This is a genomic window from Pseudomonas sp. Seg1, from assembly GCF_018326005.1.
Classification (GTDB): Bacteria; Pseudomonadota; Gammaproteobacteria; order Pseudomonadales; family Pseudomonadaceae; genus Aquipseudomonas.
In genome coordinates this window covers 4,084,887-4,105,619 of the sequence record NZ_AP021903.1, presented here as the reverse complement: position 1 = coordinate 4,105,619, position 20,733 = coordinate 4,084,887, and the positions used below count along the sequence as shown (strand labels likewise).

Below are 20,733 nucleotides of genomic sequence, written 5' to 3'. Positions count from 1 at the left end.
CGACATGCTCGATTCCAAACTGTTACGTAGCAACCTTCAGGACGTAGCGGACCGCCTGGCTTCCCGTGGCTTTGCCCTGGATACCGCGCGCATCGAAGCGCTGGAAGAACAGCGCAAGACCGTCCAGACCCGCACCGAAGCACTGCAGGCTGAGCGTAATGCGCGTTCCAAATCCATCGGTCAGGCCAAGCAGCGCGGCGAAGACATCGCGCCGCTGATGGCGGACGTCGAGCGCATGGCGGGTGAGTTGAGCGCCGGTAAAGTCGAGCTGGACGCGATCCAGACCGAACTGGACTCGATCCTGTTGGGCATCCCGAACCTGCCGCACGAATCCGTTCCGGTCGGTAAAGATGAAGACGACAACGTCGAAGTGCGCCGCTGGGGCACCCCGACGACCTTCGACTTCGAAGTCAAAGATCACGTTGCACTTGGCGAGAAGTTCGGCTGGCTGGATTTTGAAACCGCCGCCAAGCTCTCCGGCGCACGTTTCGCGCTGTTGCGTGGCCCGATCGCCCGTCTGCACCGCGCTTTGGCGCAGTTCATGATCAACCTGCACGTCAACGAGCACGGCTACGAAGAGGCTTACACGCCTTATCTGGTTCAGGCCCCGGCGCTGCAAGGCACCGGTCAATTGCCGAAGTTCGAAGAAGACCTGTTCAAGATCGCCCGCGAAGGCGAAGCCGATCTGTACCTGATCCCGACTGCCGAAGTGTCGCTGACCAACATCGTTGCCGGCGAAATCGTCGACTCGAAACTGCTGCCGATCAAGTTCGTGGCGCACACGCCGTGCTTCCGTAGCGAAGCCGGTGCGTCGGGCCGTGACACGCGCGGTATGATCCGTCAGCACCAGTTCGACAAGGTTGAAATGGTCCAGATCGTTGAGCCATCGACTTCGATGGAAGCGCTGGAAGGCCTGACCGCCAACGCCGAGAAAGTCCTGCAACTGCTGGGTCTGCCTTACCGCACCCTGGCACTGTGCACCGGCGACATGGGCTTCGGCGCGGTCAAGACTTACGATCTGGAAGTGTGGATCCCGAGCCAGGACAAGTACCGCGAAATCTCGTCGTGCTCCAACTGCGGCGACTTCCAGGCCCGCCGTATGCAGGCGCGTTTCCGCAACCCGGAAACCGGCAAGCCTGAGCTGGTGCACACCTTGAACGGTTCTGGTCTGGCTGTTGGCCGTACACTGGTTGCCGTGCTGGAAAACTACCAGCAGGCCGACGGTTCGATCCGCGTGCCGGACGTGCTGAAGCCGTACATGGGTGGCCTTGAGGTCATCGGCTAAATGAAATATCTGCCGCTGTTTCACAACCTGCGCGGCAGTCGTGTGTTGGTCGTCGGTGGGGGGGAGATTGCCTTGCGCAAATCCCGCCTGCTGGCCGATGCCGGTGCGCTGCTGCGGGTGGTCGCACCTGAAATCGAAACGCAACTGCGCGACCTGGTCGCCGCCTCAGGTGGTGAATGCGTGTTGCGCGGTTACGTCGAAGCGGATCTGGACGGTTGCGGGCTGATCATTGCCGCCACCGACGATGAAACGCTGAATGCGCAAGTCTCCAGTGATGCCCATCGGCGCTGCGTGCCGGTCAACGTGGTCGACGCGCCGCAGTTGTGCAGCGTGATCTTCCCGGCGATCGTCGACCGTTCGCCGCTGATCATTGCGGTGTCCAGCGGTGGCGATGCGCCGGTGCTGGCGCGGCTGATTCGCGCCAAGATCGAAACCTGGATTCCGTCGACCTACGGTCAGTTGGCCGGGCTCGCCGCACGTTTCCGCAATCAGGTTAAAAACCTGTTTCCGGATGTGCAGCAGCGTCGCGGGTTCTGGGAAGACGTTTTTCAGGGGCCGATTGCTGACCGGCAACTGGCCGGGCAGGGCACCGAAGCCGAGCGTCTGCTGCAAGCCAAGATCGATGGCGAAGCGACAATCACCACCGGTGAGGTGTATCTGGTCGGCGCCGGCCCGGGTGATCCGGATCTACTGACTTTCCGTGCTCTGCGGCTGATGCAGCAAGCCGACGTGGTGCTGTACGACCGCTTGGTGGCGCCAGCGATTCTTGAGTTGTGCCGTCGCGATGCCGAGCGGGTTTACGTCGGCAAGCGTCGCGCCGATCACGCGGTGCCGCAGGATCAGATCAACCAGCAACTGGTCGATCTGGCCAAGGCCGGCAAGCGTGTGGTGCGGTTGAAGGGCGGTGATCCGTTCATCTTCGGCCGTGGCGGCGAAGAGATCGAGGAGCTGGCGGCGCATGGGATTCCATTCCAGGTGGTGCCGGGGATTACGGCGGCCAGTGGTTGCGCGGCGTATGCCGGGATTCCGCTGACCCATCGTGATTACGCGCAGTCCGTGCGCTTCGTTACCGGGCATTTGAAGGACGGTTCCACCGATCTGCCATGGGCCGACCTTGTCGCCCCGGCGCAGACGCTGGTGTTCTACATGGGCCTGGTGGGGTTGCCGGTGATTTGCGAGCAGTTGATCAAGCACGGTCGTGCGGCGACTACCCCGGCGGCGCTGATTCAGCAGGGCACCACGGTCAATCAGCGCGTCTTTACCGGCACGCTGGCGGATTTGCCGCGACTGGTGGCGGAGCATGAAGTGCATGCGCCAACATTGGTGATCGTTGGGGAAGTGGTGCAACTGCGCGAAAAACTGGCTTGGTTTGAAGGGGCTCAGGCGCAAGTCTGAAAACCGGGTTGAACCCAATCGCTGGCAAGCCAGCTCCCACAGGTTTTATGTTGAAGCTGCAATCATCAGCATCACGCAAATCCCTGTGGGAGCTGCGGTGCGACGATTCGACTTGCCAGCGATTGGTCCTTCAAAAACGATACAAATCTCAGCCCCGGCGCCAAACCCCTTTGCCAGCAAGCCGCGCCCGATCATGGGCCTCCGTGAAATCCTGCTCCGGCCCCTTCGGCACAATGCCCGTCGGATTGATGGTCTTGTGACTGCCGTAGTAGTGGTTCTTGATGTGCTGGAAATCCACCGTCTCGCCAATCCCCGGCATCTGATACAGCTCACGCAGCCAGTTCGACAGATTCGGATAGTCGGCAATCCGCCGCAGGTTGCACTTGAAGTGGCCGTGATACACCGCGTCAAAACGGATGATCGTGGTGAACAGGCGAATATCCGCTTCAGTCAGGTACTCACCGCTTAAATAACGGTTGGCACCAAGCACCCGCTCCAGATGATCCAGCTCGGCAAACACCCCGTCGAAGGCTTCCTCATAAGCCTGTTGCGAAGTCGCAAAGCCTGCGCGATACACGCCGTTGTTCACCGCCGGATAAATCCGCTCGTTCAACGCGTCGATCTCACCGCGCAACGGCGCCGGGTAGAAATCCAGATCGTTGCCGGTCAAGTCATCGAACGCGCTGTTGAACATGCGGATGATCTCCGCTGATTCATTGCTGACGATGCGTTTGAGCTGCTTGTCCCACAACACCGGCACCGTCACGCGACCGGTGTAATCGGCCGTGTCAGCGGTGTAGCGCTGATGCATGAAGTCAAAACCGTCGAGCTTGTCACCGGTCGAGCCGAGCGCCGTGTCGAAGGTCCAGCCGTTTTCCAGCATCAGCCAACTGACCACCGACACGTCGATCAGACTTTCCAGGCCTTTGAGTTTGCGCAGGATCAACGTGCGGTGCGCCCACGGGCAGGCGAGGGAAACATAAAGGTGATAGCGCCCGGCCTCGGCGGCAAAACCGCCTTCGCCACTCGGGCCGGGTTGGCCGTCGGCGGTCACCCAGTGGCGACGCTTCGCCTGTTCGCGCTGGAACGCGCCATCCTTGCTGCTTTCGTACCACTTGTCCTGCCAGCGGCCATCGACTAACAAACCCATGTTCAAGACTCCTGTGAACCAATAATCATTGGAGCCGAGTCTATTCCGATGAGTTCGAACAAAAAGCGCAAAGATCGGGCGCGAATGATCGGTTAAATCGATTTGTCCCGCGCGGCCCAGTATTGCTCGGCGGTTTCGAAAGCCTGTTCACGGCTTTGCCCCAGACCTCGCAGCGCCAGCGCCATGGTCGAGATCAGCGCCATTTGCGGATAGCTGTCGACCACCTCGTCGCGCCACAACGCTTTCAAATGCTCGATGTCCAGCGAGGCTGGTTTGACGTGGCGTTGTGCCGACAACTGTGGCCATTCCTCGTCCCAGCTTTCGCCGCCGCGAGTACCGTAGAGATGGCTGTCGGCATCCGGGTTGATCTCGATTTCGCCGCCATCGCCTTTCACCACTATCGCGGTATCGCCCAGCAAGCCACTGGCATCACGGTGCACGGCCTGATAGCCGGGATGGAAGATGCTTTGCAGCCCACAGCGGGCGCCCAGCGGGTTGAGAATCCGCGCCAGCGAGTGGATCGGCGAGCGCAAGCCCATGGTGTTGCGCAGGTCGATCATCTTTTGCAGCTGTGGCGCCCAGTCCATCAGCGGCATAAACGCGAGGCCACCGTTGTCCAGCGCGTCGCCGACCTGCTGCCAGGTGCGGCACAACGGGATGTTCAGCTCTCCCAGCAATTGTTCCGTGTACAGGCGCCCGGCGGTGTGCGCGCCGCCGCCGTGCATGAAAATGCGCACGCCGTTCTGTGCCAGGCATTTCGCCGCCAGCAGATACCACGGCAGATGGCGCTTTTTGCCGGCATAGGTCGGCCAGTCCAGATCGACGTTCAGTGCCGGCGCCTGCAAACGAGCGCGCAGGGCCTCGGTGAAACCGGCCATTTCCTCGGCGCTTTCTTCCTTGTGCCGCAGCAGCATCAGGAAGGCGCCGAGCTGGGTGTCCTCGACTTTGTCGTCGAGCACCATGCCCATGGCTTCGCGGGCCTCTTCTCGGGTCAGATCGCGGGCGCCGCGCTTGCCTTTGCCAAGGATTCGCACGAATTGGGCGAACGGATGTTCGGCAGGCGTTTCGAGGGTCAGCGCTGGGAAGTCGGTCATAAGCAATTCGTCGGTTTGGGCAGGCCCGCCAGTTTCGCGGCGAGTTTGGCAGGGGTGCCTTTGAACAGTCGGTTCAGGTGCAGGCTGTTGCCTTTGTCCGGGCCGAGTTTCAGCGCGGTGTACTTGATCAGCGGGCGGGTCGCCGGGGACAGCTGGAATTCGGCATAGAAGCTGCGCAGCAGTTCGAGGATTTCCCAGTGGTCGGCAGTCAGTTCGATATCTTCGGCGGCAGCGAGGGCGCTGGCGACGTCAGGCGACCAATCGCTCAGCTCAACCAGAAAGCCATCCTTGTCCAGCTCGATGGCGCGGGCGCCGACGGTCATGGAATTCATAGCCAGCTGTTGACCTTGTCGTGGTGGATCGTCAGTTCGACGAAGGCCGGGTAATCGATGGCTTCGGCCCAGTCCGGAATCGACACGGCGCGGGCCTGCACGTCTTCCTCCAGCACGAACAGTTTTATCTGGCGGCTTTGCAACGCCGCAAACGGCGCGGTATCCGGTTGCAGTGCGTAAACCGCGTCACCGCTCAGCAGCAAAGCATCAGCGCTACCGATCAAACGCAGGCAACTGGTCAGGCGATCGTCGCCGAACGGGGAATGAGACAACACATGCAAAGTCGACATCAGAGGGTGATCACCTGGTCGTAACGGTCAATAAGGGCGGTGATTTGCTCGGCGGCGAGCGGTTGTGCCTCATCCAGCGAGAGGTTTTTCAGCCCTCGGTCACTGGCGCTGTCGGCGCAGTAAAACAGCTCTTCGACACCGAACATCGGCAGTGCTTGCAGGTTGGCGCTGAGGTCTTTCTGCTGCAAGGCCTTGGCGTTCTGCCCAGCGGCCAGTTGCAGCACGCCGTCATCCAGAAACAGCAGACCGATCGGCAGATCGAAGGCGCCGCCGGCCAGCACGATGTCCAGCGCTTCGCGGGCACCGGGGCCGGACCATGGCGATTGACGGCTGATGATCAACAGGGATTTGGCCATCTCACGCACCTCCGAAACAGATCAGGCGATCGGCGTCTTGCACCGCATCATGCAACTGACCGAGGCCGGACAATTCCCACGGCGCACTGACCGACACGGCCTCACGCTGATAGCGTTTGGCTTCTTCGCCGTTGAGCACGCCTCGGCGCAGGGCCGCGGCGATGCACACCACGCCATCCAGCTTCTGCTCGCTGATGAACGTGCGCCATTGCTTGGGCAAGTCCAGTTCATCCTGCGGGGTGACCACCGCGTCGGAGGCGTTGTAGACGCCATCCTGATAGAAAAACAGCCGGACAATCTCATGCCCGCCGGCCAGCGCAGCTTGCGCAAACAGCAGGGCACGGCGCGAGGAGGGCGCATGGGCGGCGGAAAACAACGCGATGGCGAACTTCATGATGGACTCGGTCAGCAAAACTGCGGCCATGATAAAGCTTTATCGGGGTAGCGGCGAAACCCAAGTTGTGTACGCGCCCCCACAGGGAATTAATCTCGGTAACAGTCAGCGTGGCATATAGCCGAGTTGCCAGCGCCGCGGGATTTTCAGAGAGAGCAGTCCGATGATCGCCGCCAGCACACCGCTGACGAACATCGCCTTGAGCCCCAAGTGATGTTCCAGCACGGCGCCAAGAATCGCGCCGATAAACATCCCGCTCCACGGCACCAGTTGCACGCGCCAGCCACTGCGCCGCTCGCCGAGCAGCCATCGGCCCAGTCCACGGCCGAACCGTGACAATGCACCGGTGACATAGGTCAGCCCGACCGGCAGACCATTCACTTCCTCGACCGACGCATTGAGCATGCCCATGGCGATGATCGCCGCCAGCAGGGCCGGCAGTTGCGAATCAAACGGCCAGGCAGCAGCGGCGCAGAGCAGGGTGGCGATACACAGTAGAAGAGGCAGCGCCCGTCGGCCGCCGAGACGCGCGACGAGTACACCCAATGCATTACCGACAACAAAAGTAGCGACGAGGATCACCAGACGCAGGGTCAAGCCGAGGTCGCCATCACTGATCGCCACCGCCAGCCGCGTGGTGTTGCCACTCATGAACGAGACGAAATCACCGCTGGCCATAAAGCCGATGGCGTCGGTCATCCCGGCCAGTACCGACAGGCTGGCCACCAGCGTCAGACCCACGCGGCCACGCCATTTCTGCGTGTGCAGATGGCCGGGGCTGGCCCGGTGAGTCGAGGCGGAAGGCAGCATCGTCAATTGTTTCCTTGAGCGGCGGTTACGGTTCTATTCCATACAGATCGCAGTTTTCCAGCCACTCCATGCCGGCCATTTCCGCTACTTCGCGGTGTACCTCAAGACGCTGGGCCTGATATTCCTCGGGCGAATCGGCCGTCAGTTTCAAGGTCAGTTCCCAAGCAAACAACCCGAGGCTTTCTGCTTCCTCCTCAAAGGCTTCGTGCAGACGCTCTTCGCGATACTGCGCCTTGGTTTCACCCTTGGCTTGGGCCAAAAGCGGATTGAGATGATCAAGCGTTTCGCGCAATTCGGGGCGTTGATCGAGAAACAGTTTCAGAGCGTGTTCATGTCGCTGATCGGTAGGCGCCATGGGTTTTCCTTGTGAGGCTGATGACCTTAGGTTGCCGCAGCGGCCTGCGCGTGTCGCGCTATAAATGCAGTAAAGCAGAACGATTTCTGCTGCTGCGGTGATACAGTCCGCTTTTTTCTGAATGAGCGAATGCAATGCGAATTCTGATGGTGGCGCTGGCCGCGACGGTGCTGGCCGGTTGCGCGGGTTCGGTGATGGACGATGCTCGCACTAAAACTCCCTACAAAACCCTGACCTCGGACAAGCCTGAGAAAGTCGTCGCCCAGTGCGTGCAATTCGCGTGGCAGGACGAAGTGGTGTTCGGCGTGGATGCAGGGGCTTATCTGCAACCGGGCAAGAAGGGCGGTTCGACGGTGTATACGCGTTCGGCGGAGTCGTTTGTCGATGTCAGCACGCAGGCGTCGGGCACGGCGCTGAACTACTACGCGCAGAAAGATGATTTTGTGGCCAAGCGGCGGTTGGCGGCGTTGGCGACTTGCCTTTGATGATGTGTTGAGGCTGCTTCCGTCTTCGCAAGCAGGCTCGCTCCCACAGCAATGCATTTCAAGGTGGGAGCGAGCCTGCTCGCGAAGGGGCCGTCAAATTCAATCCATCAAGCGCTTCTGGAAAAAATGCCGCTTGTGCCCCGGCGGATAATCGACGATTTCACCAAACTGGCTGAACCCCAGCTTCTGGTAAAACCCCGGCGCCTGAAAGTCGAAGGTGTCCAGCCACATGCCCAGGCAATTCTTCTCTCTGGCCAACGCTTCGGCCATGGCCATCAGTTCCGAGCCAATGCCCCGTCCCCGGCCCTGTTCGGGCACTGACAGCAACTCAATGAACATCCACTGAAAAATCACACGGCCATACAAACCGCCAAGGATTGTGTCGTGGTCATCGCGCACCATGAGGGCGAACGGTTCGGACTTTGAGCCGCCCGTTTTGGCATCGTTATACGCAATCAGGGGCAAGAGTATGGCTTGGCGTTGTTCGTCGGTGGGGTTGTTCGACAACTCGATACGCAAGTTCATGCATGACTTCCTTGTGGTGAGAACCCGCAGCCTATCCTGTGCAGGGGATGTCTTCCAAGCCCCGCTGCAACCCGGTGGAACCGCCGCGCTCGCGCTGCGGTCTAGCTTTCTACAGCGTCATTCCAGAACGCGGTTGATGAGGACACCCCATGAACATTTTCGAAGCCCTTCGCGAAAGCCATGACCGCCAGCGCACCTACGCCAAAGCCCTGATCGAGACCAGCGGTGACAGCCCGGAACGGGTCGAGGCCTACAAGCAGCTCAAGGCTGAACTGCAAGCCCACGAAACCGCTGAAGAACGCCATTTCTATATCCCGCTGATGGAGTTCGACAACGGTGTCGATCTCAGCCGTCACGCCATTTCCGAGCACCACGAAATGGACGAGATGATGGAAGAGCTGGACGAGACCGAGATGTCCAGTCCGGCGTGGCTCGCCACGGCGAAAAAGCTTTCGGACAAGGTCCACCACCACCTCAAGGAAGAAGAGCAGAAGTTCTTCCAGATGGCCGGCAAATTGCTCAACGAAAAACAGAAAGTGCAGCTGGCCGGTCAGTACGAAAAGGAGTTTCAGGCACAACTGCCATGAGTAGCCAATGCGGGATTTCACAACTTCGACGTGTACGTCTTTGGCTATACGTCGAGTGCGAGCTGTCGCAATAAGCTGTATATCTATCCAGTATTTTCGGTGTTTTGCGAATTGTGACCGGGCAGACTGCGACAAAACCGCCGATGGACAAAAAATCCCCCTCCGTTAGCTTGAAGGCCTCTCCTCGGGAAGGAGAGTTCTTAAATCAACGGAGTGAAAAACATGAATCAGGCAAATCTGGAAACCCAACTGCGACATGGTCGCGTCACCTCTCCAGCGAGCCGTGGCTCGGTGGCCATCGATCTCGGGTTGCTGGCCGGTTGGCAGGTCAACGAAATGGAAGGCGGCAAGAACTTTCCGGCACTGGCGGCCGGGCCGTTCCCGGCGCCCTATGGCAGCGACAGTGACAGCGTCACGCCGCCCACTGACGGCTACATTCTCAGTGGCGGCAAGTCCGACGCTCGCGATTGCGTGAACTTCACCAGTGAGGAAATGAGCAAGAAGCTCAATCGTCCGTTCGCCTGGCCGTTGCTCAACGTCACCGCGGGCCAGACCCTCAAGGTCAACTGGGTGTACACCGCGGCGCATACCACCCGTGGCTACCGCTGGCTGATCACCAAGGATGGCTGGGATCCGCAGCAGCGCATCACCCGTGCGCAACTGGAGGCGCAACCGTTTTTCGAAGACTTCTACACTCAGGTTCCGTACTACAGCCACGCGGGTGAGATGAAGGCCAAGGTCGATCACGAAGTGAAACTACCGGCCAACAAGAAGGGGCATCACGTCATCGTACTGATGTGGATCGTTGCCAACACCGGTAACGCCTTCTATCAGGCCTTCGACGTCGACTTCAAATAACGGCGCAGCGTCGCCCAATCCACACGTTCTGAAGGATTAGAACATGTCAAAAATCGACTTCACTTTATTGCAGAATGCGGCGACCGATGCGGCTTCGCTGATGCCGAGCATCGCCGGCAAAAAGATCCTCATGGGCTTCTGGCACAACTGGCCGGCGGGACCCAGCGACGGCTATCGGCAGGGCCGGTTTGCCAGCATCGCGCTGGAGGATGTACCCAAGGAATACAACGTCGTCGCCGTGGCCTTCATGAAAGGCAGCGGGATTCCGACCTTCAAGCCGTTCAACGTTTCCGATGCCGAGTTTCGCCGCCAGGTCGGCGTGCTCAACAGTCAGGGGCGGGCGGTGCTGATCTCCCTTGGCGGAGCCGATGCGCACATCGAACTGCGCAGCGGTCAGGAGCAACCACTGGCCAATGAAATCATCCGCCTGGTGGAAACCTACGGCTTCGATGGTCTGGACATCGATCTTGAACAGAGCGCGATTGATTTCGCCGCCAACAAGACCGTGCTCCCGGCTGCGCTGAAACTGGTCAAGGATCACTACGCCGGCCAGGGCAAGCACTTCATCATCAGCATGGCCCCGGAGTTTCCGTACCTCACCAGCAACGGCAAGTACGTCGGTTACCTGCAAGCGCTGGAAGGCTACTACGATTTCATCGCACCGCAGTTCTACAATCAGGGTGGCGACGGGGTCTGGGTGCCGGAGGCCAACAACGGCGCCGGCGCGTGGATCGCGCAGAACAACGATGCGCTGAAAGAGGATTTCCTCTATTACCTGACCGAAAGTCTGGTGACCGGCACTCGAGGGTTCACGAAGATCGCGGCGGACAAGTTCGTCATCGGCCTGCCCGCCAACGTCGACGCTGCCGCCACCGGTTATGTGATCGACAAGACCGTCGTCGGCAATGTGCTCAAACGGCTGGCGATCAAAGGGCACCTGATCAAAGGCCTGATGACCTGGTCGGTGAACTGGGACAACGGCGTCAGCAAGGATCGTGTGCCGTACAACTGGGAGTTCAGTCGGCGCTACGGCCCGCTGATCACGGGCGTGCAGGCAAGCACGCCAGTAGTGGATGAAACGCTGTCGCACATGGCCCGTTAATCGCCAATAAAAAGCCCGGTAGCGCTGCCGGGCTTTTTTTGTGGGTTCGATTGATCGACTATGGACGCTTTCTGATGACAAAAGGATCAGGCGTCATGTCCAACACAGCCGAGCGGGTCAACATTATCGATACCGAGGTGTTGTCCCACGACTGGTATCTGTTGAAGAAAGTCACCTTTGACTATCACCGCAATAACGGCGAGTGGCAGCGTCAGACCCGCGAGGTGTATGACCGAGGCAATGGCGCGGCGATTCTGCTGTTCAATCGCGAAAAGCGCTCAGTGGTGCTGACCCGACAGTTCCGCCTGCCGGTGTTCGTCAATGGCCATGACGGCCTGTTGATCGAAGTGGCGGCGGGGTTGCTGGAAGGTGCTGCGCCGGAGCAGCGTATTCGCGATGAAGCCGAAGAGGAAACCGGTTATCGCGTGCACGACGTCAAGAAGGTGTTCGAGGCTTACATGAGCCCCGGTTCGGTCACCGAGAAACTGCACTTCTTCATCGCCGAGTACGACTCGGCGTCGAAGGTCGGCAACGGTGGCGGTCTGGAAGAAGAGACCGAAGAGCTGGAAGTGCTGGAGTGGGGTTTCGACGAGGCATTGGCGGCGTTCCAGCGCGGTGAGATCTGCGATGCCAAGACCATCATGCTGCTGCAATTCGCGGCGATGAATAATCTGTTTACCGACTGAATACCATTGTGCCGAGGGAGCTTGCTCCCGCTGGGCTGCGCAGCGGCCCCAATATTTTGCCAGTGCTGCGCACTGGAGCGGGAGCAAGCTCCCTCGCCACAAACGCGGAGGCTAAAACAGTTCCCCCGTTCGACCTACCTCCGACCACTGGCTACCCTCCAGCCTCAACAACCGCTCCTTTGCCTCAAGCCCGCCAGCAAACCCGGTCAATTTCCCCGACGCCCCGATGACCCGATGGCACGGCGCGACTATCGAAATCGGATTCCGTCCGTTCGCCGCTCCCACTGCGCGCACCGCACTCGGATTGCCGATCTGCTCGGCAATCTGGCTGTACGTGCGAGTTTCCCCAAAAGGAATGGTCAGCAACGCCGCCCACACCTTTTTCTGAAAATCGGTGCCGGCAAAATCCAGTTCCAGATCGAAGCAATTGCGTGTCCCGGCAAAATATTCTTCCAGCTGTCGTGCTGTGTTGATCAGGACCGGATTATCCGGTGCCTCACTCATCGGCCCCAGACGCACGCGGTTCGGTTTGTCGTTTTCCCAGAGGATGGCCGCCAGTCGTGAACCGTTCGCGACCAGCTTCAGCTCGCCGACCGGCGAGGGCAGGGTGATGAACGTGTAGGGCATCGGGAAGAACTCCGGATCGGCACGGTAACGACGCCCAGCATACTGGCTGATCGGGGAGGCGCAAACCGTAAAGCCGACCATACTGCTTGTTGCTCTTGAAGCGTTCCCCTCTGTTTTGCACAGACCCTAAAAACAAAAAAAGAGATCGACTCATGAAGTACGAACCTTTGGCCAGATCGCTGATAGCGACCTCACTGGCACTCAGCTGTCTCATGGCTCACGCTGCCTCGGTGGCACCGGTTGCGGCGGAAAACGGCATGGTGGTCACCGCGCAACATCTGGCCACGCATGTGGGCGTCGATGTGTTGAAAAACGGCGGTAACGCCGTCGATGCGGCGGTCGCGGTGGGTTATGCGCTGGCGGTGGTTTATCCCGCAGCGGGCAACCTGGGTGGCGGCGGATTCATGACCATTCAACTGGCAGACGGGCGCAAGACCTTCCTCGACTTCCGTGAAAAAGCCCCGCTGGCCGCGACGGCCAACATGTACCTCGACAAGGACGGCAACGTCATCCCGGACCTCAGCACCCGGGGCCATCTGGCGGTTGGCGTGCCGGGCACCGTGTCCGGCATGGAGCTGGCGCTGAGCAAGTACGGCACCAAACAGCGCAAGGAGATGATCGCCCCGGCGATCAAATTGGCTGAAGACGGTTTCGAGTTGCAGCAGGGTGATGTCGAACTGCTCGAATACGCTACGGATGTGTTCAAAAAGGACATCCGCGATTCCGGCTCGATCTTCCTGAGTAATGGCGAGCCGATGCAGGTCGGGCAGAAACTGATGCAGAAAGACCTGGCAAAAACCCTGCGCACCATCTCTGAAAAAGGTGCCGACGGTTTCTACAAAGGCTGGGTCGCCGACGCCATCGTCACCTCCAGTCAGGCCAACAAAGGCATCATCACCCAGGCCGACCTCGACAAATACAAAACCCGTGAACTGGCTCCGGTGGAATGCGATTACCGTGGCTACCACGTAGTTTCCGCACCACCGCCAAGCTCCGGCGGGGTGGTGATCTGTCAGATCATGAACATCCTTGAAGGCTATCCGATGAAGGATCTGGGCTTCCATTCGGCCCAGGGCATGCACTATCAGATCGAAGCGATGCGTCACGCTTATGTCGATCGCAACAGCTACCTCGGCGATCCGGATTTTGTGAAAAACCCGATCGAGCACCTGCTCGACAAGAACTACGCGACCAAGCTGCGTGATGCGATCCAGCCACAAAAGGCTGGCGTCTCGGCCGAGCTGAAACCCGGCGTCGCGCCCCACGAAGGCAGCAACACCACGCACTATTCGATCGTCGACAAGTGGGGCAATGCGGTCTCGGTCACCTACACCCTCAACGATTGGTTCGGCGCAGGCGTGATGGCGAGCAAGACCGGGGTGATCCTCAATGACGAAATGGACGACTTCACCTCCAAGGTCGGCGTGCCGAACATGTACGGGCTGGTGCAAGGCGAAGCCAATGCCATTGCTCCGGGCAAGGCGCCGCTGTCGTCGATGAGCCCGACCATCGTCACCAAGGACGGCAAAGTGGTCATGGTAGTCGGCACCCCGGGCGGTAGCCGCATCATCACCGCCACCTTGCTGACCATGCTCAATGTCATCGACTACGGCATGGGCTTGCAGGAAGCGGTCGATGCGCCACGCTTCCACCAACAGTGGATGCCGGAAGAAACCAACCTAGAAGACTTCGCCGCCAGCCCGGATACCCGGAAGATCCTCGAAAGCTGGGGCCACAAGTTCGCCGGTCCGCAGGACGCCAACCACATTGCCGCGATCCTGGTGGGCGCGCCGTCGCTGGGGGGTAAACCGGTCGGCAAAAACCGTTTCTACGGCGCCAACGATCCACGGCGCAATACCGGGTTGTCACTGGGTTACTGAGAGGCGTAAAAAAGGGGGCGGACGCCAGTCCGTCCCTGTCTCAAGGAATGATCAAGGAAGGCTCATCATGACCACCGCATTACTGATCATCGACGTCCAGCGCGCCCTGTGCTCGGGCGAATACCAGTGTCACGACATCCACCGTGTGATCGACACCATCAACGACCTCAGCACCCGAGCACGCAAGGCCGGGGTTCCGGTGGTGCTGATTCAGCATGAGGAAAAAGACAGCCCGCTGGCTCATGGTGCCGATGGCTGGCAACTGGCCGTAGGTTTGGAGACATCCCCGCAAGATCTGCGCGTAAGCAAAACCACCCCGGATTCGTTCTACCAGACCGACCTGCGCAAATTGCTGCCGACCGAAGATTTCGAGCGATTGGTGATCTGCGGTCTGCAAACCGATTATTGCGTCAACGCCACCGTGCGTCAGGCCCATCAGTTGGGGTACGACGTGGTGCTCGTCGCGGATGCGCATTCCACCCTCGACAACGGCAACATGAGTGCCGAAGACATCATCGCCGAACACAACAAGGATCTGGCACACCTCACCGGTTCCGTGGCGCGGATCGATGTCAAACCGGGCGCAGACATTGCGTTCTAAGCCCGATTGCCTGTGGGAGTGGGCTTGCTCACGGAGGCGGAGTGCCAGTTACCGAGGATTTGCCTGACCGGACGTCTTCGCGGGCAAGCCCGCTCCCACAGGGATCTGCGGCGGCTGAAACCTTTGTGTCCAGCGAGGATTTTCGTCAGCAGCACTGGCATACTGCCCGCCGTTTGAAGAATGGATTCTGTCGATGCTCGTTTTCACCCTCCGTCATGCCTTGGCGCTGACCACCCTCGCGTTTGCCTGCGCCACCCACGCCAGCAGTTTCGATTGCGCCAGTGCTTCGAGTAAAACCGAAAAAGCCATTTGCGCCGATCCATATCTGTCGCAACTGGATGAGCAACTCGCCGAACGCTGGGGTTCTACTCTGGCCAAGGTTCCCGATGCCAAGGCGCTCAAGACTGATCAACGGCAGTGGCTGAAGAGCCGCAACGCCTGTGGCGCGCTGACTGCCTGTTTGCGCCGTCAGTATGTGATGCGTCTGGCCGAACTGGAGCATGCTGTTCAGCCGTTCAGTTGGGATGCGACCTGGCAACTCATTCCTTCTCGAACATCAACGGCAGCCACGCTGACCACGCATCGCCGCGATGCTGCGCACATTACGTTTGATATCGCGGCGGGAGAGGGGGCCAACTCCGGCGACCTCGACGGCACCGCTGAACTCAAGGACGGCGAAGCACATTACGTAGAAGGCGAGTGCGCGTTGAGCTTCACCCCCCTGAACGGCGTACTGAACATCTCGCAAGCCGGCTCCGATGCCGACTGCGGCGCCGGAATGGGCGTGTTTTACGCCGGCACTTACGTCGCCTCGGAGCAACCACTGACGCTCGATTACGACATGCTCAGCCTTGGTCTGGCGCGCAACCCTGAAGAAAATCAGATCCTGCACGCTTTGCTCAAGGATGATTATCAAAAGCTGGTGGAGTTCTCCGGCAACTTGCATATCGGTGATCCCTCAACCGATATACCGGGCAGTCAGGTCGTGGAAATGTGGATGCGAGGCCTGGGCGGCACCGGCATCATGGTGAGCACAACCGACCAGCATTTTTGGGTCATCATGCTGACCTACGGAGCAAACGGACAGGAGCGAATGCGCTATTACACCAACGCTGCGAAATGGAAAGGACGTCTGCCCGACGTTTTGCAAGCCTGGTACCAACGCACCAACGGCAATCGTGGGATTCCTTTGGACCATATGCCCTGACGCTGTGGCGAGGGGATTTAGCGGAACGTCGCACCGCCCGATGGCTACGCAGCAGTCCGCAATCCCCTCAAGTGGCAAACAAAACCCCACGAATTTCCCCAACCCGCGGTGTCACCACCACACCCTCCAGCACCATTCGCGTAATCGTTTCTGCCGCTGTTTGATAGTCCTCATCCAGCGGCACCTCGCGCTGCATGATCCGGCCCATCTGCCAGCCGATATTGGTGTAGGTACGCGTCGCCGACCAAATGAACAGCATCAAATGTTCAGGATCCACCGGCGCCAGCAAGCCACGGTCGATCCAGCTGCGCAGGCACTCGACATTGCGCCGCGCTTCAGCGTGCAACAGATCGCGGCACTCATCCGGCAACTGCCGCCCCCCGAGCAACAATTCACCGCTGAACACCTTGGCAATCGCCGGGTGCTCGCGGGCGATACGAATCCGCGCAGCGACATAGGCACGCAAGCCAATCAGCGGATCGTCGCTTTCACGCAGCACCGCCGACGCCTCCAGCAGCGGCTCGACAAAACCCAACAGCACCTTGCTGTAAAGGTTTTCCTTGGACTGGAAGTAGTAATACAGATTGGCCTTGGGCACCCCGGCACGGGCCGCGATGTCGCGGGTCTGGGTGGCGTCGAAGCCCTTGGCGGCAAACTCTTCACTGGCAGCGGCAAGGATCAACTGTTCGTTGCGGACTCGAATAGCGCTCATGGACACACGAAAGTAAAAGACGACATAAACAGATTCTGGCGATTTCGGTTTCGCAATATACAAAACTATATAGCGGTGAGGCCAGCACGCTCGACAGACAGCGCTATGCTGGTTCGATCATTTATGCAGGCGAGGAGGGGATATGACTATTCGGGCACTGCGGGCGAACGCGACTCATCTGGATGCGGTGGCGCCGTTGTTCGACGCCTACCGGGGGTTCTATGAACAACCGTCGAACCTTGAGCAATCGCGCGCCTTTATCGCCGAGCGTATGGCGGGCAATGAATCAGTGATTTTTCTCGCTGAGGATGAACACGGTGAAGGGCTGGGTTTCGTGCAGTTGTACCCGACGTTTTCGTCCATCGACGCCCACCGCACTTGGTTGCTCAGCGATCTGTTCACCGCGCCTTCCGCCCGTGGTCGTGGCGTCGGCAGGTTATTGATGAACACAGCCCGCGACTTTGCCCTGGAGACGGGCGCCAAGGGACTGGTGCTGGAAACGGCGATCGACAACTTCACCGCCCAGGGTTTGTACGAGTCGCTGGGCTATGTGCGAGACACCGGCTACTACACCTACCTGCTCGATTTGCGCCAAGGCTGAGTCGAAATTTTTGTCTTTTTCTCTTTCCCCCGACGCCGGCTCTCTCTAGAATCCGCCCGGCCTCCGCAATGGAGGCTCATTGCCATCATTTGGCGTTGTTCAAATAGGGACGGACATCATGCAATTCGGGAAAATCCTGGCGCTGGGCCTGGTAATGGCGCTCGGCGGTTGTGCCAGTTTCACTAAAGACGAAGTGGCGCCGGTGACAATGCCGTCGATGGCCAGTTATGCCAACAAGCCTAACGTCTATGTCGATTTCGACTTCTATCAGGGCGAGCCGAAAAGCGCCTCGGCCGTAGAAGTGCCGCAGGCACGTGACCAGCTCAAGCCGGAGCTGCAAAAGATTCTGACGGATTCCGGTCTGTTCGGTCGTGTCACGCTGGATGAGTTCCAGAAGCAACCAGGCGACTACAGCCTGCGTCTGAAAATGTACAACCATCCGCCGAATGCCGGTTCGATGGTGCTGGGCTTCATCAGTGGTTTCAGCCTGGGGGTGATCCCGGCGTACGGCACCGATCAGTACACCATGAGCCTGGAAGCCGTGGACGGAACAGGTCAGGCCCTGAGCACCGCGAGCAACCACGATGCGATCGGCACCTGGGTCGGTATCTGGTTCATTCCGCTGATGGGCAATACCCCGAAGGCGGCGGTCAACGACACGTTCGCCCGTCAGGTCAACGCGCTGCTCAAGCAAATGATCGACAACAAGAACCTGAAGTACTCAGCGCTCGACTCCCGTATTCCACGGGCGTGACGCGAAAAAAAAAGAGCCGCAATCGCGGCTCTTTTTTTACCCTTATTTCAGGGCCTGGATGAACTGCGGATCGCTGTACAGATCTTTCAGCAAATCACGCAACATCGGGTTGTAAGCGTTAACCGCGTTCGGGATCGCAATGAAACCGAAGAAGCTGCTGCTCCACTGGCTGCTGACATCCTTGGTCGCGTCGTACACCACATCATTGCCATTGAGCAGGGTGAAACGTGCAGCAAGCTTGCCGCTACCTGTGCCCATGCCAGCGGTCATTTCATTCTTCACCACCAGCACTTTCAATTGTCGCTGGGCGTTAGGATCCAGCAAACCAGCCTTGCGCAGCTCTTCGGTGATTGCGTCCTGAATGTGCGCCGGGATGCTCCCGGACGGCGAGCGGATCGGGTTGGCGCGGACCATCAGCGAACCTTCACCGGTTTCGGCGGTGACTTGAGGATTGCTGATCGCGTGCAGCGGTGGGGTCTGCTTGAGCTTCTGCACGTTTTCGTAACTCGGCTCGTAGCGGGTCATGGTCATGCCACAGCCTTGCAGCAACAACGCCAGCATCGGGATCAACAACAGCGACTTCTTCACGGCAGTTCCTTGCGTGGGAATGTAGGGGGCGCGAATTATGGGCAGAGTGCCATCATCGAGCAACCGTGTTTACTCACTCGCAAGAAACATTTTCTCGCTGGGCAATATCAGCCTCGCTCAGCCAGCAAGTTTTCGATCTGCGCCAGTTCCCAGGTGCTGAGCAAACTCACCGGATCGGTGCCGTAACGCTGCCAGGTGTCGAGCGCGCCTTCGTGGCCATTGTCGTCACGAGCGAATTCACAGTGATGCAACCGTTTACCTTCAAAATCCAGCAGCAAATGCCAGCCTTCGATCTCGACCGCGACAAGTCCGGCCTCGGCAGGCGCCGCGGACACCTGCAACGCAAGCACGCCAAGTGCGGCATCGCGCAGTCGTTGGCAAACCTCACGGGCGCTCAGAAACTCAGACATGTTTGAACTCGATGGATGCACAAGCGCGCCAGCATAAAGCGCATGTCGACGAGTGTCAGCGATCACTGGCCCGAACCCGGACAATTCCGTAACATCCGCCACCCTCTTTTTCGTGAACATCGCCGGCCGTGCTCAGCGGCCGCTCAATCAGGTAAGCCATGAAACCGATACGTCTGCGCGCCGATGTCCTGGCCGGACTCACTACCTCGTTTGCCCTGTTGCCCGAATGCATTGCGTTTGCGCTGGTGGCGCACCTCAATCCATTGATGGGCTTGTATGGCGCCTTCATCATTTGTACGCTGACCGCGTTGTTTGGCGGTCGGCCGGGCATGGTGTCCGGCGCGGCGGGTTCAATGGCGGTGGTGATCGTCGCACTGGTGGTGCAGCACGGCGTGCAGTATCTGCTGGCAACCGTGCTGTTGGGCGGGCTGATCATGATGGCCTTCGGGCTGTTGCGGCTGGGCAAACTGGTGCGCATGGTGCCGCACCCGGTGATGCTCGGCTTCGTCAACGGCCTGGCGATCATCATTGCGCTGGCGCAACTGGAACATTTCAAAAGTGGTGAGCACTGGCTCAGCGGCACGCCGCTGTACCTGATGACCGGGCTGGTGCTGCTGACCATGGCCATCGTCTACATCCTGCCGCGTCTGACCCGTGCAGTGCCGCCGGCGCTGGTGGCCATTCTCGGTGTGGGCCTGCTGGTTTATCTGTTCGGCCTGCCGACCCGCACCCTTGGCGACATGGCGCACATCGCCGGTGGCCTGCCGACTTTTGCACTGCCGAACATCCCGTGGAACCTGCAAACCCTGAGCATTATCGCCCCGTACGCGATCCTGATGGCGCTGGTCGGTCTGCTGGAAACCCTGTTGACGCTGAACCTCACCGACGAAATCACCGAAACCCGTGGCTACCCGGATCGCGAGTGTGTGGCGCTGGGCGCGGCGAACATGGTCTCGGGCGCATTCGGCGGCATGGGCGGCTGCGCGATGATCGGCCAGACCGTGATCAACCTCAGCTCCGGCGGGCGCGGGCGTTTGTCTGGCGTGGTGGCGGGCGTGCTGATTCTGTTGTTCATCCTGTTTCTGTCACCGTTGATCGAGCGCATTCCGCTGGCGGCGTTGGTGGGCGTGATGTTCGTGGTGTCGCAGCAGACTTTCGCCTGGGCCTCGTTGCGGGTGGTGAACAAGGTGCCGCTCAACGATGTGCTGGTGATCATCGCCGTGACCACCATCACCGTGTTCACCGATCTGGCCACGGCGGTGCTGTGCGGCATCATCATCGCTGCACTGAATTTCGCCTGGCAGCAGGCGCGCGAGTTGTACGCCGATGAACATCTGGAGGCCGACGGCAGCAAACTCTATCGCCTGCACGGCACGTTGTTCTTTGCCTCGACTACACCGTTCCTCAACCAGTTCGACCCGGCCAATGATCCCGCCAGGGTCACGCTCGATTGCCGGCATTTGAGCTTCGTCGATTACTCGGCGATCGCCGCGCTGAAAACCCTGCGCGAACGCTATGAGAAGGCCGGCAAGCATCTGCAGGTGTTTCATTTGTCGGAGCGCTGCAAGAAACTGCTCAAACGTGCCGGTGTCGATCACGACTGAGTACGCAACTCAATAGGGGAGGGAGCAAGGCCCCTCCCACAAGAG

The 20,733-nt window shown here is 59.6% G+C and carries 25 protein-coding genes and 1 pseudogene; 13 read left to right on the top strand and 13 right to left on the bottom strand.

Going from position 1 to position 20,733, the window contains the following annotated elements:
* The first annotated feature begins 4 nt into the window (after positions 1–4).
* Together serS and cysG are read left to right on the top strand one after the other, a co-directional pair.
* Positions 5–1,285: a serine--tRNA ligase gene (gene serS / locus KI231_RS18415; protein ID WP_212809447.1), complete on the top strand. Its 1,281-nt coding sequence runs from the start codon at positions 5–7 to the stop codon at positions 1,283–1,285.
* Positions 1,286–2,680 (top strand): siroheme synthase CysG, encoded by a 1,395-nt coding sequence (gene cysG, locus KI231_RS18410; RefSeq protein WP_212809445.1) that lies wholly within the window; start codon positions 1,286–1,288, stop codon positions 2,678–2,680. It begins immediately after the preceding gene.
* A gap of 148 nt (positions 2,681–2,828) precedes the next feature.
* Here cysG and KI231_RS18405 read toward each other — a convergent pair whose 3' ends face one another.
* The 8 genes from KI231_RS18405 to KI231_RS18370 all read right to left on the bottom strand — a co-directional run bounded on the left by KI231_RS18405 (position 2,829) and on the right by KI231_RS18370 (position 7,461).
* On the bottom strand, positions 2,829–3,830 hold the full coding sequence (locus tag KI231_RS18405) for a glutathione S-transferase family protein (protein WP_212809443.1): 1,002 nt from the start codon (positions 3,828–3,830) through the stop codon (positions 2,829–2,831).
* Between the two features lie 92 nt (positions 3,831–3,922).
* Positions 3,923–4,924 carry a glycosyl transferase family protein gene (locus KI231_RS18400; protein ID WP_212809441.1) on the bottom strand — a complete coding sequence of 334 codons (1,002 nt, stop codon included), beginning with the start codon at positions 4,922–4,924 and terminating at the stop codon, positions 3,923–3,925.
* Positions 4,921–5,256, bottom strand: a complete 336-nt coding sequence (locus KI231_RS18395) for a TusE/DsrC/DsvC family sulfur relay protein (RefSeq protein WP_212809439.1) — start codon at positions 5,254–5,256, stop codon at positions 4,921–4,923. The genes KI231_RS18400 and KI231_RS18395 overlap by 4 nt, the downstream gene beginning before the upstream one ends.
* Positions 5,253–5,546 (bottom strand): sulfurtransferase complex subunit TusB, encoded by a 294-nt coding sequence (gene tusB, locus KI231_RS18390; RefSeq protein ID WP_212809437.1) that lies wholly within the window; start codon positions 5,544–5,546, stop codon positions 5,253–5,255. The genes KI231_RS18395 and tusB overlap by 4 nt, the downstream gene beginning before the upstream one ends.
* The gene (gene tusC, locus KI231_RS18385) at positions 5,546–5,902 is read right to left on the bottom strand and encodes a sulfurtransferase complex subunit TusC (RefSeq protein ID WP_103306769.1); all 357 of its coding nucleotides are present in this window, start codon (positions 5,900–5,902) and stop codon (positions 5,546–5,548) included. Before tusC ends, tusB begins: the two co-directional genes overlap by 1 nt.
* A 1-nt stretch (position 5,903) precedes the next feature.
* Positions 5,904–6,296 (bottom strand): sulfurtransferase complex subunit TusD, encoded by a 393-nt coding sequence (gene tusD / locus KI231_RS18380; RefSeq protein ID WP_103306768.1) that lies wholly within the window; start codon positions 6,294–6,296, stop codon positions 5,904–5,906.
* 105 nt (positions 6,297–6,401) lie between these two features.
* Positions 6,402–7,106, bottom strand: coding sequence for a YoaK family protein (locus KI231_RS18375; protein WP_212809435.1), 705 nt, complete (start codon positions 7,104–7,106; stop codon positions 6,402–6,404).
* Between the two features lie 25 nt (positions 7,107–7,131).
* Complete coding sequence (locus KI231_RS18370) at positions 7,132–7,461, bottom strand: DUF6388 family protein (protein WP_212809434.1); 330 nt, start codon at positions 7,459–7,461, stop codon at positions 7,132–7,134.
* A 134-nt stretch (positions 7,462–7,595) separates the two neighbouring features.
* Between KI231_RS18370 and KI231_RS18365 the strand changes: the two genes are divergently transcribed.
* Positions 7,596–7,946, top strand: coding sequence for a hypothetical protein (locus KI231_RS18365; protein WP_103306766.1), 351 nt, complete (start codon positions 7,596–7,598; stop codon positions 7,944–7,946).
* Positions 7,947–8,045: 99 nt separating this feature from the next.
* On the opposite strand, the gene KI231_RS18360 is transcribed toward KI231_RS18365, so the two are convergent.
* Entirely contained in the window at positions 8,046–8,471 is a 426-nt protein-coding gene (locus KI231_RS18360; protein WP_103306765.1) for a GNAT family N-acetyltransferase, read from the bottom strand.
* Positions 8,472–8,620: 149 nt separating this feature from the next.
* On the opposite strand from KI231_RS18360, the gene KI231_RS18355 reads away from it, so the two are divergent.
* The 4 genes and pseudogenes from KI231_RS18355 (at position 8,621) to KI231_RS18340 (ending at position 11,704) form a co-directional block, all read left to right on the top strand.
* A complete protein-coding gene (locus KI231_RS18355) occupies positions 8,621–9,058 on the top strand; it encodes a hemerythrin domain-containing protein (protein WP_103306764.1) in 438 nt (145 codons plus the stop codon).
* Between the two features lie 222 nt (positions 9,059–9,280).
* The gene (locus KI231_RS18350; RefSeq protein ID WP_212809432.1) at positions 9,281–9,916 is read left to right on the top strand and encodes a lytic polysaccharide monooxygenase auxiliary activity family 9 protein; all 636 of its coding nucleotides are present in this window, start codon (positions 9,281–9,283) and stop codon (positions 9,914–9,916) included.
* 43 nt (positions 9,917–9,959) lie between these two features.
* A pseudogene (locus KI231_RS18345) lies at positions 9,960–10,958 on the top strand (chitinase); the annotation flags it as partial.
* A 155-nt stretch (positions 10,959–11,113) separates the two neighbouring features.
* On the top strand, positions 11,114–11,704 hold the full coding sequence (locus tag KI231_RS18340; protein ID WP_212809430.1) for an NUDIX domain-containing protein: 591 nt from the start codon (positions 11,114–11,116) through the stop codon (positions 11,702–11,704).
* Positions 11,705–11,815: 111 nt separating this feature from the next.
* Here the strand turns inward: KI231_RS18340 and KI231_RS18335 are convergent, their stop codons facing one another.
* A complete protein-coding gene (locus tag KI231_RS18335) occupies positions 11,816–12,331 on the bottom strand; it encodes a methylated-DNA--[protein]-cysteine S-methyltransferase (protein WP_213028813.1) in 516 nt (171 codons plus the stop codon).
* A 152-nt stretch (positions 12,332–12,483) separates the two neighbouring features.
* On the opposite strand from KI231_RS18335, the gene ggt reads away from it, so the two are divergent.
* From ggt to KI231_RS18320, 3 genes are all read left to right on the top strand, one after another.
* Positions 12,484–14,211 (top strand): gamma-glutamyltransferase, encoded by a 1,728-nt coding sequence (ggt, locus tag KI231_RS18330; protein WP_212809428.1) that lies wholly within the window; start codon positions 12,484–12,486, stop codon positions 14,209–14,211.
* Positions 14,212–14,278: 67 nt separating this feature from the next.
* Positions 14,279–14,812, top strand: a complete 534-nt coding sequence (locus tag KI231_RS18325; protein ID WP_212809426.1) for a cysteine hydrolase family protein — start codon at positions 14,279–14,281, stop codon at positions 14,810–14,812.
* 193 nt (positions 14,813–15,005) lie between these two features.
* A complete protein-coding gene (locus KI231_RS18320) occupies positions 15,006–16,019 on the top strand; it encodes a lysozyme inhibitor LprI family protein (protein ID WP_212809424.1) in 1,014 nt (337 codons plus the stop codon).
* Between the two features lie 67 nt (positions 16,020–16,086).
* On the opposite strand, the gene KI231_RS18315 is transcribed toward KI231_RS18320, so the two are convergent.
* A complete protein-coding gene (locus KI231_RS18315; RefSeq protein WP_212809422.1) occupies positions 16,087–16,731 on the bottom strand; it encodes a TetR/AcrR family transcriptional regulator in 645 nt (214 codons plus the stop codon).
* Between the two features lie 142 nt (positions 16,732–16,873).
* Here KI231_RS18315 and KI231_RS18310 point away from each other — a divergent pair, with 142 nt between their 5' ends.
* Both KI231_RS18310 and KI231_RS18305 read left to right on the top strand, forming a co-directional pair.
* Positions 16,874–17,332 (top strand): GNAT family N-acetyltransferase, encoded by a 459-nt coding sequence (locus KI231_RS18310; protein ID WP_212809420.1) that lies wholly within the window; start codon positions 16,874–16,876, stop codon positions 17,330–17,332.
* Between the two features lie 118 nt (positions 17,333–17,450).
* Positions 17,451–18,086 (top strand): hypothetical protein, encoded by a 636-nt coding sequence (locus KI231_RS18305; RefSeq protein ID WP_212809418.1) that lies wholly within the window; start codon positions 17,451–17,453, stop codon positions 18,084–18,086.
* Between the two features lie 42 nt (positions 18,087–18,128).
* Here KI231_RS18305 and KI231_RS18300 read toward each other — a convergent pair whose 3' ends face one another.
* Together KI231_RS18300 and KI231_RS18295 are read right to left on the bottom strand one after the other, a co-directional pair.
* Positions 18,129–18,674, bottom strand: coding sequence for a hypothetical protein (locus KI231_RS18300; protein ID WP_212809416.1), 546 nt, complete (start codon positions 18,672–18,674; stop codon positions 18,129–18,131).
* Between the two features lie 107 nt (positions 18,675–18,781).
* Positions 18,782–19,084 carry a DUF7693 family protein gene (locus tag KI231_RS18295; protein ID WP_212809414.1) on the bottom strand — a complete coding sequence of 101 codons (303 nt, stop codon included), beginning with the start codon at positions 19,082–19,084 and terminating at the stop codon, positions 18,782–18,784.
* A gap of 158 nt (positions 19,085–19,242) precedes the next feature.
* Between KI231_RS18295 and KI231_RS18290 the strand changes: the two genes are divergently transcribed.
* The gene (locus tag KI231_RS18290; RefSeq protein ID WP_212809412.1) at positions 19,243–20,688 is read left to right on the top strand and encodes a SulP family inorganic anion transporter; all 1,446 of its coding nucleotides are present in this window, start codon (positions 19,243–19,245) and stop codon (positions 20,686–20,688) included.
* Positions 20,689–20,733: the final 45 nt, after the last annotated feature.